Here is a 14222-nt window from a genome sequence, read left to right as displayed (position 1 = left end):
CCGTGGGCCTCTACCATCGCCGAGCTGCCGACACCGCCCCGCAAGCGGGCGACGAAGAAGACCCGTTGACGGGCCTGCCGAAGACCGGCGTCGGGCCGCGTAAGCCGGCGCATCAGGGACCCGACGCGCTCGTTCTCCGCGTCGCGGCTCCTGTAGCTCGCCACGCTACCTCCCCAAAATCCACATCACCGCGATCAACGAATGGCTACACGTACTTCGAAACACTGCCTGGTGCTCGCTCGCCGGGTTCGGGTCGCACGGTCTCGGGTAATTTACCCAAACGCCACCCGGCAACGTGGCGGCGCACTCCCGACGTGGAGTGCGCCGCCACGGGTGTTGCGGCTATCGCAGGGACCTGACGAAGGTGCGAATGTCACCGACTAGCAGTTCAGGCTGTTCCAAGGCGGCAAAATGGCCGCCGCGGTCGAATTCGGTCCAGTGCACGATCTTGTTGCCGTACTCGGCGAGTTTGCGGATCGGCAGGACGAGGTCCTTGGGGAACACCGCGACGCCCATCGGCGTGGTCGACTCCTGCGGCTGCGACCACGAGTGAGAGAACTCGTAGTAGATCTGGGCCGAGGAACTGGCCGTGTTGGTCAGCCAGTAGATCATCGCGGTGGTGAGCAGATAGTCCCGGTCGACCGGCTCGTCGCTCCATTCCTTGAACTTTTCGGCGATCCAAGCGAGCTGGCCTACGGGAGAATCGGCCAGGCCGTAGGCGAGGGTCTGTGGCCGCGACGACTGGATAGCCAAATAGCCGCCCAGATCTCCTTGAAAGGCCTCGAGCCGGTCCAACCGCGCCTTGTCCTGCTCGTCGAAGTCGTGCTCGCCGAATGGGAAGGTCATCAGGTAGTTCACATGAACCCCGATGACATGCTCGGCATCAACGATACCGAGTTCACGTGAAATCCCTGAGCCCCAGTCGGTTCCCTGCGCGACGTAGCGCTGGTAACCCAATTGCGCCATCAGCGCCGCCCACGCCCGGGCGATGCGGTTGAGGTCCCAGCCTGGCTGCAGATCCGGCCCTGAGAACGCGAACCCGGGCAGCGACGGGATAACCAGGTGGACCGCGTCAGCTGGATCGCCGCCGTGGGCGCGCGGGTCAGACAGTGGGCCGGCAATCTCCAGGAACTCGGCCACCGAGCTCGGCCAGCCATGGGTGAGGATCATCGGGGTGGCGGCCGGCTCTGGGGAGCGCACATGCAAGAAGTGAATCTGCTGGCCGTCGATCTCGGTGACAGATTGCGGGTACGCATTGAGCCGCGCTTCATATTCGCGCCAGTCATAGGTGCTGACCCAGTAGTCGGCAAGCTCCCTGAGGTAGGCGACCGGCACGCCGCGTGACCACTCGGCCCTGGGAACTTCGGACGGGTATCGGGTGCGGCTGATGCGTTCGTGCAAGTCGTCGATCTGTGACTGGTCGATGTCAATCTTGAAGGGCTTCACGAAAACCACGTTAGTGAGTATTGCGGCAAGCTTCTTGCCGCAATATCAACTAATATCAAAACATGCTGGAGACCTCTGCCAGGTTGCTGCGCCTACTGACGCTATTGCAGGCCAAACCGGACTGGACCGGCGCTGAACTGGCCGCCCGCCTCGCCGTCAGCCCCCGCACGATCAGGTACGATGTGGACAAGTTGCGCAACCTGGGCTATCCCGTGCACGCGGCTCCCGGGATAGCCGGCGGGTATCGTCTCGGCGCAGGTGCAAAGCTTCCGCCCCTGCTGCTCGACGACGACGAAGCGGTCGCCGTGGCGGTAGGCTTGCGCACGGCCGCCATCGGGTCTGTCACCGGGATCGAAGAAAGCGCCATGAACGCGCTGGCAAAGTTGGAGCAAGTCCTCCCCCCGCGCCTGCGCCAGCGGGTAACCGACCTGCACACCTACACCACCCCGCTCATCAAACGCGGTGATGCTGTTTCTGCCGAAACCTTGACCCGGCTGGCCGCGGCGTGCCGGGATCACCATCGCGTGCGCTTCACCTACACCAAACACAAGGGCTCGGCCGAAGAACGTGACACCGAGCCACATCGCCTCGTGCACACCGGACGACGCTGGTATCTGATCGCCTGGGACACCGCCCGGCGCGACTGGCGCACGTACCGCGTCGACCGGATCACGCTCCTGCAACCCACCGGCATGCGCTTTGTCCCCCGGCCGCATCCCCCGGACCCCGCAGGCGTGATCCGAGGCGTCGACACCGCCCTGTCAGCGCACCGCGCCGAAATCACCGTGCTCGCACCAGCCTCAGCCATCACCGGCTACCTGCCAGACTCCGTGGCAGTGCAGCCAATCGACGACACGACCTGCATCGTGTACGCCGGAGCGGACACCCCGTACCAGCTTGCCCTGCACATCCTCATGCTGAACAAGGACTTTCACGTCTGCGGCCCACCAGACCTGCTAGACGCCTTTGCTGTCATCCGTAACCGGTTAAATGCCATCACCTGCTAAAGGCGGCCACCGACACGCGGCGTCAGCCGCCCCAGGAAACGGGGGCCGAGCATATCGCCCAGTCCGCGGCCGACCGGTCTCGCGGCGACCGGCACGACGGAGCATGGGATCGCACCAGATATCGCGTCATCGCGGTACGCGAGCCGGTCGGGGTGGGCGGCCACTCGCTTGCGATGATCGAGTAGACAACGGTGTCGCGCACGGTTCCATCGGACATGATCATGTGGCTGCGTAGGATTCCGTCTTGTTTGGCGCCCAGGCGTTCGATCGCTCTCCGGGAGCGGTGGTTGAGCCAGTGCGTGCGGAATTCGACCGCAATGCAGCCCATGTCGTCAAAGGCGCGTGTCAGTAACAGGAGCTTGCAGGCTGGGTTGATGCCGGTTCCTTGTTGGGAGGCTGCGTACCAGGTGTAGCCGATCTCGGCGCGGCGGTTGGCCGCGTCGATGTGGCACAAACTGGTCACGCCCACCGCCTGGCCGGTGTCGGAATGGCACACGGCGAAGGGCTGCATGGTGCCCGCCGACCGCTCGAGGATGAATCGCCTGACGGTCTCGCCCATGGTGTCGGGGGTGGGAACGCTCGTAAAAAACAGCTCCCAGAGGTTTCCGTCACTGGCCGCCTCGATCAAGCTGTTCACATGGGACTCGTTCAGTGGCTGCAACTCCACCCCGTGGCCACGCATCCCCGCCTCAGCAAGCGCCACGACACGCCTCCCACATCCCGCAGGTCATCTCGTACTCGACCTCACCCAAGTCCGCTCCCGGCAGCGGGTCATCCCAGGACGGGAAGTACGTGCGCACGTACCGCATGCCGATGGCCTCCATCACGCCTCGAGACCCGGTGTTCACGGCCATGGTCTGCGCGATCACCCGGCTCTGCCCGACGGTGTCGAAGGCATGCCGCAGCAAGGCGCGGGACGCCTCGCTGGCCAAGCCTTTCCGCCAGTACCGACGGACGAGGCGGTAACCCAGGTCTGTGACAGTTGGGTCGTCAGGTTGGTCGGGCCCATGCGCCGGCGGAAGCATCATGAGCCCGATGAACTCGCCGTCGTCCTCACCGGCCGGCGGCGCCGAGCCACGCGCGCCGCCATCAGAGCCGAACGCCATCCAATAACCCAAGCCGTCCACCTTGCATGCCAAGGCCATCCGCTGCGCATGTGAGGCGACCACCTCGTCCCTGGATCGCGCCCGGCCGCTGATGTAGCGAATCACCTCCGGATCGGAGTCGAGCCGGAATTCCAGCTCAAGGTGTCGGTCGGCAAGTGGGACCAGCAGCAGACGGTCAGTACGCAAGATCGGTTGGGGCATTCGGCAACGATCGCATGGTCGCGCCCGTTGTACGATCCGATTTATCGCAGGTCACACGCACTCATCTAATGGGTTCTGCCGCGAAGCGAGTGGGCTTGCACGCCCTCAGCGATTGTCTCCAGCAGGGATAAGGAGCCAGCGCGCGAAGCAGCTTTCGTCGTCCAGTTCGGTGTACCACCGGATCTTGAACAGATACGCTGTGGTGTCACCCGTCTGGATCAGCATGCCCGGGTCAGGCTCTCGCTGCGGTGGACCGTGAACGATTGGCACCGGCCCTGGCCGTGCCGGCGACAACGGGGCCGAGTAGTCGCCGGCGCCGTCGAGTGCTGTGCTGAAGACCGCCAGTTCACCACTGCCGACGGCGAGGTCATCACCCTCGTCGTCCTCGGCGTCCGGATACTCCAGTGCTGCAGCGAGCACACGCGGGTAGTCGGGCCCAGATGCCTGCACGAAGGCGAGCGTGCCGTCCTCGGACTGGACGACCTCAATCCAACTGTCGTCGCGGATAACCCCGTCCCCGCCGACCAGAGCCGCTCTGCCGGCCCCGACGGAGATGGTGGTGTCCTCCGGCGCCATGTCAACGACCCGTTCGAAGTCGTCGTTGCTGTAACCGCACCATTCGCTGCGCCGCATGGCGTCGATAGCGAGGAACGGTTCACCGTTGGTCCACAGCCGGCCGACATGAACCCATGAGCCTCGCACTGACCCAGTATCACTGCCGCGTACGAGGACCCAGCAGTGGGGCATCTCGTGGCCATCGCCCCAACCAGCCCTACCGGTCCTGTCGATGAGCCATTCGGGCCCGCGTCCGACTCGCATCGCCCGCCACGGCATCCGAACATGCCGCTGGTCGGTCGTTGGCGGCTCAGCGGTGAGGCACACCCGACCATGTCGAGTTGAGGATGTCGATCGGACGATCTTCAGTGCGAGCATCTTCTGTAGAGAGTAGGCGCGAGCACGACGCGTGCCGCATATAGCAGCGCGCACTCTCACGCCGTCGACCGGGATAAGACGGAGCGTGATGTCCCCGGTGCCGCAGCGCCCGGTCGTAGCCGAGAGCAGTGTTTGTCCGACGAGCGAGCTCGGACGAACTCGTCCTTCATGCCTGGTGAAGCAGAGCCGCCATGGTTTGGTGGCGATGCTGCAACGTGCGGCGTGGTACCCGACAGCTTCCGGCGACAGCGCTTGCGGCGGTCAGCTCTGCTGGTAGTTTACTGCGGCGAACCCGCACGGCTGGTGCAGGTGCAGGTAGTAGGCGCCCTCGCCGAACTCGTCCAAGTCTGCACCGCCGATCAAACCCACGTAGTCCATCGGTTGTCCGCAGCCTGGGCAGTCGGCGTGCTCGGCGTCCTGGATCCAGTCGGGCCGGCCGCCTAGGGTCGAGCCGCCCCGAGTCCAGGCGCTGGCCTGGTAAGGGCTGGGCAGAGCCGGTCCTGGGACCGGCAGCAGCGCCGGCGGGTCCTCCGGTTCGGCCGCATCCGGTAGGTAGCTGGGGCGGGTGTTGCCGGCCCACCAGGTAGCGGCACCGGCAGGCGTGACCCGGCTGTACAGCGTCGTATAGCAGGCGCAGAAGTGGCAGCTCTCGATCACCAACCGGCCGGACCAGCCCGTGTGGGCCATGGCGGCACCGACGGCGGGGTCTACGGTGTCGAGGTCCGCGGCAGTCCAGAGCGGCGACGCGCACCACGGACAGTGGGGACGCTCTTCGCGTCGTGATGTCTCACGCATGACCCACCGGTACGCGGTGTCACCGCACAGGTCACGTCGGTTGCCGTCCGGGCCGACCACCCAACCGCCCTCCTGCGCGTAGCGCAGCGGCCCGACGTGCAGCTCGTCCACACCGGGCGGCGGCTGGGTCGACCAGCGACGCATGGCGCTCTCGGCGAGCGGGTGAGCACTGTGCGCCAGGACAAGGAGCAGGTGATTGAGCCGGTCCGGCGTCCGCCCGCCGTCGATCTGCTCGATGACCCGGCGGACCACGTCGGCACCTGCCGCTCGGTACAACTTCGCCGGCCACAACACGTCGAGGTCCAGCAGGAGGCCCTGGTGCGGAGTCAGGCTCCGCAGATCGGTGTCCGCGATCGCGCACAACTCCTCGATCGCATCGTCGTCCTCGGTGGCCGTTCTCCTGATCAAGTCCTCGATCACAAGGGGATGGTAGTCATGTCGATCAGCCTGCCCCGTAATGGACCGACCTTCTCGGCATCGCAGCACGAAGGCGCCGGTGCCCTCATCTGCCGCGATCCGCGCGGACAGCCGCCACTCGGTACGTCGCAATTCCAGACCATGATTACGGAGGGCGACTCACCAGCGGTGGTGATCACCGTGCGGTGGGGCCAGCTATGGCCGTCCTGGTGGAGCCGGCTTCCTTCCGTCACAACCACTCGGCGCCGCGAGGCGACGAACACCACCCCGTGCGCGACACCTGTCACAGATCAAACCGGGCACAACATACCTTCTGAACTGCGCAAACCCTTCACCCTTGACGACCGACCCCGGCGGAAGACCGCAGCCGCGTCAAACGCGGCGAGGAGCGGAAGCGGCGCGCCAGGACGGGCCGCGTCCACAGCGAGGCCGGCAGCGGGCCAGATGAGAGGTACATCGTCGGCTGTCACCCTCCGCCGGCCCGCTACTGCTAGCGACGAGGTGTCCGCCCGTGAGGACTGAACGTGTCCGTCGGCGCGGAGGGCAATGTCCGCCAAAAAGGAAAAGTCCGTGTCCGCTAGCACCCGCCGACTACAGCCTGTTACCACGACGAGGGGCGGAGCTGCCGCACCGCTCACCATCGAAGGCATAATGGCGGGTCGTGGATCTCGACCGGATCGCCGCGCTCACCGGACCGCCACCCGCCCACGTGCCGCCCGTCGACTGGGCCGACGTCGAGGCCCGGCTCGGGGTGCCGCTGCCGGCCGACTTCCGGGCCTTCGCCGCCGCCTACGGACCGATCGACCTCGGCGAGTACGTGTGGATCTGGTCGCCCGCCGGCAGCGAGGTGCCGTACCAGGTCCGGACCTTGGGCTGGCTGCGGTCCAACCGCGACGCCAACCCCGGCTCGGCGCCGTACCGGTTCTGGCCCGAACCGTGGGGGCTGCTCAGGTGGGCAACGAGCCGGGCCGGGGACGACTTCTTCTGGGACCCGTCCGGCTCCGAGGACCCGGACACCTGGCCGGTCGTCGTCGCCCGGTTCGCCCATCACCGCTGGCACCGGTTCGACCTGACCATGACCGACCTCGTGGCGGCCATGGTCACCGACGGCATCGACTGGAGCCCCGGCCACCGCACCGGCCCGCTGCCCGCGCGGTACGGCCCCGACCTGAGCCTCGAACGGCCGCGTCCCACGCCGGTCGCGCCGCTCAGGCCGTCACGGTCCGGGCTGGACCGACTGCGCGCCGCGCTGCCGGCAGCGACAGCGACCCGCGACCGGGCCGGGCCCTGGGCCGATGTCGACGCCCCGGCGGACTACCGCGAGCTGCTCGACGCCACCGGGCCGGGAACGCTCGGCGGCGTGCTGCGCCTGCTCGCGCCGGGCGGGCCGGACGGGTTCGACCTTGCCGCCGAGCACGCCGCCGCCGCCGACCTGGCGGACCCGCCGGCCGGCCTGTACCCGGACCCGCCGGGGATGCGGCTGTGGGGCCGGATGGCCACCGGCGAGACGCTGTGGTGGCTGCCGGCCTGGCACTCCGCCGACCACTGGCCGGTCGTGGTGGTCGGCACCGGCTGGCAGCGGATCGACCTGCCCACGACGACGTTCCTGGCCGAGTGGCTCGACAGGCGGATGGACCTGCCGGTCCTCGATCCGGCGGCCTCCCCAGGGGCGGCGCTGTGGACGCCGGCCGCCGACGGCGTGCCGCCCGCGCCGCCGCCGTCGACACGCCGCCGCGACCCGTTCGCCCTGCTCGCCACGCTGCTCGGCCCGCCCGACCCCGGCGAGGTCGACTGGACCGACACCGAGCGGGAACTCGGCCGGCGGCTGCCCGACGACTTCAAGCGGCTGGTCACCGGCTACGGCGAGGCCGTGCTCGACGGGCTGTCGTTCGGCGACCCGGTCGAGCACACGCAATGGTTCACCGACCTGCTCGACGACGACGAGCAGCCACCGTTCCCGGTGGTGATGTGCGGCGGGACCGAGGGCCGCGACCTGATCGGCTGGAACGCCACCGACCCCAACCCGAACGCCTGGACCGCCGTCGTCGAGCGGGCCGGGGAACTGGAGCCGTTCAACGGCACGCTCACCGACTTCGTAATCGCGGTGGCCACCGGACGGACGGACCTCATCGGCACCACCCCGAGCTGGCCCCGGTTGCGCCCGTGACCCCAGGCTGGATGCGGCTGGAGCGCTGGCTCCGGGCGCGGTCCGCGCTCGTTGCGGCTGATGGGAGCGGGTGACCGAGCGCCTCGCGGCAGATCAGGATGTCGGCGGTGGTCGGCGGTGACGACAAGGCCCAAAGTCGGGTCGGCACATGTACGGCTGGGATGATCGTCGCCATGTGGTTGGAGTCGCGGTGACGGCTACGTCGGATCGTGGAGTGGTGCCGGTACACGGTTCGTTGGCGGTCTATCCCGGTACGTTCGATCCGTTCACCCCGGGGCACCGCGACCTGGTGGCCCGTGCCCGGGTGATATTCGACCAGATCATCGTGTTGCTGGCGGTGAACGCCGACAAGCGACCAACCGCCGAGGCCACGACCAGGGCCGCACGCGTGCGCGACGCCATGCCGGCAGCCTGGGGCAATGTCGAGGTGGACACCTGGACCGGCCTGACCACCGCCTACTGCCTGCGCCGCGGCGCCACGGTCATCGTCCGCGGCCTACGCACGGCCGCGGACCTTCGCCACGAGTACCAGCTCGCTGCGATGAACGAGCAACTCGGCATTCAGACCGTCTGGTTGCCGTCCCGTCCGCAGCTGGCCGCCACTTCGTCCACGGTCGCACGCGCATACCGCTCGGCACAGTCGGCCCGTCCGTCCCTGAACGCTGAAGCGTGACCCCCAGGGATACCGGAACGGTGGCAACGCCTCGAGGTGGGATGCACTCTTCTCGGCTACTTAGAGACTTTCCGCAGGATCGATGTCCGGCCAGACTCGGTCCAGGTGCTCGGCGAGACGCTCCCACATTGCGGCTGCGCACCGGTGTCATTGGTGTGGCTCTCTCATGGCCTGCGTCTCGCCGGGCACCGGGCGAGGAGTGGCTGGAAAGGGGTTTGTTCTGCTCGAAGTAGCGGTGCCCTCCTTGCTGACAACTCCGTCCGAGTTCAGTCAAGGGAGGCACCGATGTCGGTGATCATCGGGATGGACCCGCACAAGCGTTCAGCAACCATCGAGGTCGTCGACGAACGCGCCCGGGTGCTCGCAGTGGGCAGGTATGGCACGGACAAGGCTGGCTACGCGGAGATGCTCGCCGCCGGCCGCAAGTACGCCGATCGGGTGTGGGCGGTCGAGGGTTGCAACGGCATCGGGAAGCACATCGCCCACCGCCTGCTGCATGACGGTGAGGCGGTGCTCGACGTGCCCGCGAAGCTGTCTGCGCAGGTGCGGGTGTTCGCCACCGGCAATGGCCGCAAGACCGACCCGGTCGATGCGCACTCGGTCGCGATGGTCGCACTGCGCACCCCGAACCTGGTGCGGGTCCAGCTCGACCCGGGCCTGCAGGTGATGGGGATGCTGGTCGACCGCCGCGACGAGCTGGGCCGCGCCAGGACGCAGACCGTCAACCGGCTGCACCGGCTGCTGCTGGAGCTCTTCCCAGGCGGGGCAAAGCAGTTCCTGTCCGCACGGCAGGCACGTGCGCTGATCGCGACCATCAAACCCCGCGACATCGTCGGCAAGACCCGGCGCCGCCTCGCCGTCGAGCTCATCGGTGAACTCGAGGGCATCGACAAGAAGATCAAGACCGCGGAGAAAGACCTCAAGGAGCTTGTCGTCGCCCGCGGCTCCACGCTGATGGACCTGCACGGGATCGGCCCCTCAGGCGCAGCCCGGCTGCTGGCAGACGTCGGCGACATCCGCCGCTTCGCCGACCGCGACCGGTTCGCGTCCTGGAACGGCACCGCACCGCTGGACGCCTCCTCCGGCGACCAGAAGCGTCACCGGCTCTCCCGCGCCGGCAACCGGCGGATCAACCGGACGCTGCACATCATGGCCGTGGTCCAGCTGCGCAACCGCACCGAAGGCCGCGCCTACTTCGACCTGAAGAAGACCTCCGGAAAGACCTCCATGGAAGCCATGCGCGCGCTGAAACGGCGACTGTCCAACGTCGTCTACGCCCGCATGGTCGCCGACCAGAAACGCAGGCAGGCGGCGGATCCGGGAGGGCAGTCGGGGACGACTCTGCTATCCAGCGTGACCGACCTGACCCCGGAAATCGGCCCTTCGGACAAGCCACTTCCCAGACCCGCCACCAGCAAGCCTAAACCCGCCCTCCGAGCGGTGTCTTGACATAAAGGGGTGCCATCCGGATGCATGCACCCGTGAGCTGGTTACCTTGGTGACGAGCGCTTCGCGGCATGTGCGGACGACTAGTCAGGATCTTCGTGATCGGTCGATCTGGTCCAGGAGCTTGTCCGCGCTGGGCGTGCTTGAGGAGGCGGAGCGCGGTCGCTGCGAAACTGTCGTGTTGTCGGAGCGATGACGACCGGCGTCCTGGAAAGTTCTTCAAAAATCCGGGAGGGGGTGTCGGATCGGGGCGGTGGTGTTCGTAGCAGGGGTGAGGCCGCCCACAAGGGCGGCGCCGAGGTAAAGGAACCGCGATCATGAAGCTGACGACCATGACCCAGATCACCCTCGATGGAGTGATGCAGGGAAACGGTGCCGCGTCGGATGACCGCAGGAACGGATTCGAGCGCGGCGGATGGGCCCGGGGGCGGGGTGACGACGAGACCAGGACGTTCATCACGCAGACCTACCAGCGCGCCGAGGCGTTCCTGTTCGGCCGGCGCACCTACGAGTTGTTCGCCGGCTCCTGGGGATCAATCGACCAGATGCGTGCACATCCCATCGGCGTGGCCTTGAACGAGGCCCCCAAGTATGTTGCCTCGACCACGCTCACCGCGCCGCGTTGGGAGGACACGACCGTTCTCCGCGGTGACCTCGCGGCGGCCATCAGTGAGCTGAAGGCCAAGCCGGGGGGTGAGCTGCAGGTGCACGGCAGTGGCGCCCTGACCCGGTGGCTGCTGGAGAACGATCTGGTCGACGAGATGATTCTGATCGTGATCCCGGTGATCCTCGGCCAGGGCGCGAGACTGTTCCCGGAGCCCGGTCCGGATCTTGCGCTCGACTTGGTCGAGTCGCGGGTCGACTCGAAGGGCGTGACGATCCAGGTCTACCGGCCGGCCGGGCGCCCGCGGTATGCAACGGCCTGAAGTCCCTGATCCACCGAACCACGCTGTCTTGACCCCAGAGGAGATGATCTTCAGATGCAGTACCTGGTTTCCGTAATCGATGACAAGAGCAATCCCGGCAGCACGGACAGGCAGCCTGCCATCAGCGCGTTCAACGAACGACTGATCGCCGAGGGCTACTGGGTTTTCGCGGGCGGACTCGCGGACACCGACGCGGCCACGGTCATCGACAACCGGGGCGAGCAGGCGGTGTTCAGCGACGGGCCTTTCGTGGAGTCGAAGGAGTACCTCGCCGGCGTCTGGGTGTGGGAGGCCCCCGATCTGGATGTGGCGCTCAAGCTCGCCGCCGAGGCGTCGAAGGTCTGCGATCGGAAGGTCGAGGTTCGGCCGTTCCTGTGAGCGACGTCGAGGAGGCGATCACCCGGGCCCACCACGAGGAGTGGGCCCGGGTGGTCGCCTCGCTGACCGGGCGTTTCGGTGACCTCGACATCGCCGAGGAGGCAGCGGCCGAGGCGTTCGCGACCGCCGTGGAGCGGTGGCCGGCCGACGGCGTGCCGCCCAACGGCGTGCCGCCCAACCCCGGTGCCTGGCTGACCACCACCGCCGTTCGCAAGGCCATCGACCGGATCCGGCGCGAGAACAAGCGCGACGACAAGCACAAGGAGGCTCAGATGGTGTACGACAACACCCCACCCGAGCCTCTCGGCGCCATCGACGACGACCGGCTGCGGCTGATCTTCACCTGCTGTCACCCGGCGCTGGCGATGGAAGCCCGCGTGGCGCTGACGCTGCGCATGCTCGGCGGGCTGACCGTGCCCGAGATCGCCCGCGCCTTCCTGGTGCGGGAGACCACCTTGGAGCAGCGGATCACCCGCGCGAAGGCCAAGATCAAGGCGGCTCGGATCCCCTATCGCGTGCCGGCCGCCGAGGATCTCCCGGCACGCGTCTCCGGCGTACTCGCCGTGCTGTATCTCGTCTTCAACGAGGGCTACCTGGCGACCGGCCCCGACACCGATCCCGTACGTCACGACCTGACCGCCGAGGCGATCCGGCTCACCCGCCTGATCCGCGCTCTGCTGCCGGAGGACGGTGAGGTGGCCGGGCTGCTGGCGCTGATGCTGCTCACCGAGGCCCGCCGCACCGCTCGGGTTTCGGCCAGCGGCGAACTGGTCGCCCTCGACGAGCAGGACCGTGGGGCCTGGGACAGGGCGCTGATCGCCGAGGGTCACCGGCTGGTGCGCGAGCGCCTCGCCGCTGCCGCCGCCGGGGTGGCTCCGGGCCGCTACCAGATCCTCGCCGCGATCAACGCCGTGCACACCTCCGCCCGCGACATCCGCGACACCGACTGGTCGCAGGTCGTCGCCCTCTACGACCAACTCGTCCGCCTCGACTCCTCGCCGATCGTCGCCCTCAACCGGGCCATCGCGGTCGCCGAGCTCGACGGACCGGAGGTGGCGCTGGCGGCCGTCGACCGTCTTGAGGACGAGCTGGCCGGCTATCACGCCTACCACGCGACCCGCGCCGACCTGCTGCGCCGGCTGGGCCAAAGTCAGCAGTCGCGCGCGGCCTACGACAAAGCCATCGAGCTGGCCGGCAACACTGCCCAGACCGCCAACCTGACCCGCCGCCGCGACCAACTGCGGTAGCGCCCACGAATCCCGATCGAAACCCCGCGCGCAGCGGCGGCCGGCCCCGACGCAATCAGATCGGCCCGATACCCGCATGAGATCGTCAGCTTCTACGGTCGGCACTGCACTGTCATCGGCTACTTGTTTCATTGACCTGCGACCGTGGCCCGGCCAGGCTTCGGTCGAGGCGCCCGGGCTGTCGCTCTCACATCGGCTGCCCACGCTGGTCGTGTGGCTCTCATTTGGCCTGCGCCGCCCGGGCGTCGCCCCAGGGCGGGGAGAGGCTCAAGAGGGGTTTGCTCGGCTCGAAGTAGCGTTGCCCTCCCGGCTCGACAACCAGGTGAATCGAGCATCGGAGGACGCGTTGACTGTCACATCGGATCGTGCGGTCATCGGGATGGACCCGCACAAGCGCTCCGCCACGATCGAGGTCATGGCCGGCGACGAGACCGTGATCGGCGGCGGCCGGTTCGACACCGACCGCGACGGCTACACGGCGATGAGGAAGTACGCCAGCCGGTGGCCGAACCAGGTCTGGGCGATCGAGGGCTGCCAGGGCATCGGCCGACACATCGCCAACCGGCTACTCGCCGACGGCGAACAGGTCGTCGACGTCCCACCGAAGCTGTCCGCCAGAGCACGGATGTTCGCCACCGGCCAGGGCCGCAAGACCGACGCCACCGACGCCCACTCCATCGCGCTGGTCGGCACCCGCATGGCCGGGCTACGCCCGGTGGTCAACGACGAACAGCTCGCCCTGCTGCGGATCCTGGTCGACCGTCGCCGGTCCCTCGGTGAGGACCACACCCGGATGGTGTCCCAACTGCACCAACTGCTGCTGGAACTGATCCCGGGTGGAGCGAAGAAGAGCCTGTCCGCCGCCCAGGCCAAGGCAGTACTGGCCACGGTCCGGCCCCGTGACACGGTTGGCAAGGCCCGGCGACGGGTCGCCGCGGAACTGATCGGTGACCTCGAACGCGTCTACCGACGTTCCAAGGACGCCGACAAGGAACTGAAAGAGCTCGTGGCGTCCACCGGAACCACGTTGATGGACCTGCACGGCATCGGACCCTCCGGCGCCGCCCGGCTGCTGGTCGAGGTCGGCGACATCACCCGTTTCCCAACCGGGACCACTTCGCCTCCTGGAACGGCACCGCCCCCATCGACGCGTCCTCCGGCGAGCAGGTACGCCACCGGCTCTCCCGCGCCGGGAACCGGCAGATCAACCGGGTGCTGCACATCATGGCCACGGTCCAGCTACGCAACCCCACCGGAGGCCGCGCCTACTTCGACCGCAAGAAAGCCGCCGGGAAGACATCGATGGAAGCGATGCGAGCGCTGAAACGACGCCTGTCCGACATTGTCTACCGACAGATGATCGACGACGCCACGATGGCCACGGCGACGGGCCCGGGAGGACAACGGGAGACGACTACTAACAACTCCTAACTAAATGATGTTGGGCGTAACCGGTTGGACGTGAGGGTCGTTCTGTCTG

13 protein-coding genes and 1 pseudogene are annotated in these 14222 nt (G+C 67.6%); 9 read left to right on the top strand and 5 right to left on the bottom strand.

Features of this window, described 5'->3' with window-relative positions:
• Positions 1–342: 342 nt before the first annotated feature.
• A complete protein-coding gene (locus OG617_RS02125; RefSeq protein ID WP_405098215.1) occupies positions 343–1446 on the bottom strand; it encodes an epoxide hydrolase family protein in 1104 nt (367 codons plus the stop codon).
• Positions 1447–1508: 62 nt separating this feature from the next.
• Here OG617_RS02125 and OG617_RS02120 point away from each other — a divergent pair, with 62 nt between their 5' ends.
• The gene (locus OG617_RS02120) at positions 1509–2453 is read left to right on the top strand and encodes a helix-turn-helix transcriptional regulator (RefSeq protein ID WP_405098213.1); all 945 of its coding nucleotides are present in this window, start codon (positions 1509–1511) and stop codon (positions 2451–2453) included.
• Between the two features lie 22 nt (positions 2454–2475).
• Here the strand turns inward: OG617_RS02120 and OG617_RS02115 are convergent, their stop codons facing one another.
• The 4 genes from OG617_RS02115 to OG617_RS02100 form a co-directional block, all read right to left on the bottom strand.
• Positions 2476–3156, bottom strand: a complete 681-nt coding sequence (locus OG617_RS02115; RefSeq protein ID WP_405098211.1) for a GNAT family N-acetyltransferase — start codon at positions 3154–3156, stop codon at positions 2476–2478.
• A complete protein-coding gene (locus OG617_RS02110) occupies positions 3143–3760 on the bottom strand; it encodes a GNAT family N-acetyltransferase (protein WP_405098209.1) in 618 nt (205 codons plus the stop codon). The genes OG617_RS02115 and OG617_RS02110 overlap by 14 nt, the downstream gene beginning before the upstream one ends.
• A 105-nt stretch (positions 3761–3865) precedes the next feature.
• A complete protein-coding gene (locus tag OG617_RS02105) occupies positions 3866–4462 on the bottom strand; it encodes a hypothetical protein (RefSeq protein ID WP_405098207.1) in 597 nt (198 codons plus the stop codon).
• Positions 4463–4954: 492 nt separating this feature from the next.
• The gene (locus tag OG617_RS02100) at positions 4955–5908 is read right to left on the bottom strand and encodes a hypothetical protein (protein ID WP_405098205.1); all 954 of its coding nucleotides are present in this window, start codon (positions 5906–5908) and stop codon (positions 4955–4957) included.
• Between the two features lie 658 nt (positions 5909–6566).
• Here OG617_RS02100 and OG617_RS02095 point away from each other — a divergent pair.
• From OG617_RS02095 to OG617_RS02060, 8 genes and pseudogenes are all read left to right on the top strand, one after another.
• Entirely contained in the window at positions 6567–8072 is a 1506-nt protein-coding gene (locus OG617_RS02095; RefSeq protein WP_405098203.1) for a hypothetical protein, read from the top strand.
• Between the two features lie 148 nt (positions 8073–8220).
• Entirely contained in the window at positions 8221–8745 is a 525-nt protein-coding gene (gene coaD, locus OG617_RS02090; protein ID WP_405098201.1) for a pantetheine-phosphate adenylyltransferase, read from the top strand.
• A 285-nt stretch (positions 8746–9030) separates the two neighbouring features.
• Positions 9031–10194 carry an IS110 family transposase gene (locus OG617_RS02085; protein WP_405098199.1) on the top strand — a complete coding sequence of 388 codons (1164 nt, stop codon included), beginning with the start codon at positions 9031–9033 and terminating at the stop codon, positions 10192–10194.
• 314 nt (positions 10195–10508) lie between these two features.
• Complete coding sequence (locus tag OG617_RS02080) at positions 10509–11117, top strand: dihydrofolate reductase family protein (RefSeq protein WP_405098197.1); 609 nt, start codon at positions 10509–10511, stop codon at positions 11115–11117.
• A gap of 54 nt (positions 11118–11171) precedes the next feature.
• Positions 11172–11495, top strand: a complete 324-nt coding sequence (locus OG617_RS02075; RefSeq protein WP_405098195.1) for a YciI family protein — start codon at positions 11172–11174, stop codon at positions 11493–11495.
• On the top strand, positions 11492–12742 hold the full coding sequence (locus tag OG617_RS02070) for an RNA polymerase sigma factor (RefSeq protein ID WP_405098193.1): 1251 nt from the start codon (positions 11492–11494) through the stop codon (positions 12740–12742). The genes OG617_RS02075 and OG617_RS02070 overlap by 4 nt, the downstream gene beginning before the upstream one ends.
• 76 nt (positions 12743–12818) lie before the next feature.
• Positions 12819–13517, top strand: a pseudogene (locus OG617_RS02065) (transposase); the annotation flags it as partial.
• A gap of 368 nt (positions 13518–13885) precedes the next feature.
• The gene (locus OG617_RS02060; protein WP_405104074.1) at positions 13886–14173 is read left to right on the top strand and encodes a transposase; all 288 of its coding nucleotides are present in this window, start codon (positions 13886–13888) and stop codon (positions 14171–14173) included.
• Positions 14174–14222: the final 49 nt, after the last annotated feature.

It is taken from the genome of Micromonospora sp. NBC_01412 (assembly GCF_045040215.1).
Classification (GTDB): Bacteria; Actinomycetota; Actinomycetes; order Mycobacteriales; family Micromonosporaceae; genus Micromonospora; species Micromonospora rubida.
The sequence above is the reverse complement of the archived record's forward strand: the minus strand, read 5'-3'. Positions and strand labels throughout refer to the sequence as shown.

Bases quoted from the DNA above. Each gene is read 5' to 3' on its own strand.
- OG617_RS02075 (WP_405098195.1), top strand. From the start codon at position 11,172: ATGCAGTACCTGGTTTCCGTAATCGATGACAAGAGCAATCCCGGCAGC.
- OG617_RS02080 (WP_405098197.1), top strand. From the start codon at position 10,509: ATGAAGCTGACGACCATGACCCAGATCACCCTCGATGGAGTGATGCAG.
- OG617_RS02120 (WP_405098213.1), top strand. From the start codon at position 1,509: ATGCTGGAGACCTCTGCCAGGTTGCTGCGCCTACTGACGCTATTGCAG.
- coaD (WP_405098201.1), top strand. From the start codon at position 8,221: ATGTACGGCTGGGATGATCGTCGCCATGTGGTTGGAGTCGCGGTGACG.
- OG617_RS02110 (WP_405098209.1), bottom strand. From the start codon at position 3,760: ATGCCCCAACCGATCTTGCGTACTGACCGTCTGCTGCTGGTCCCACTT.
- OG617_RS02085 (WP_405098199.1), top strand. From the start codon at position 9,031: ATGTCGGTGATCATCGGGATGGACCCGCACAAGCGTTCAGCAACCATC.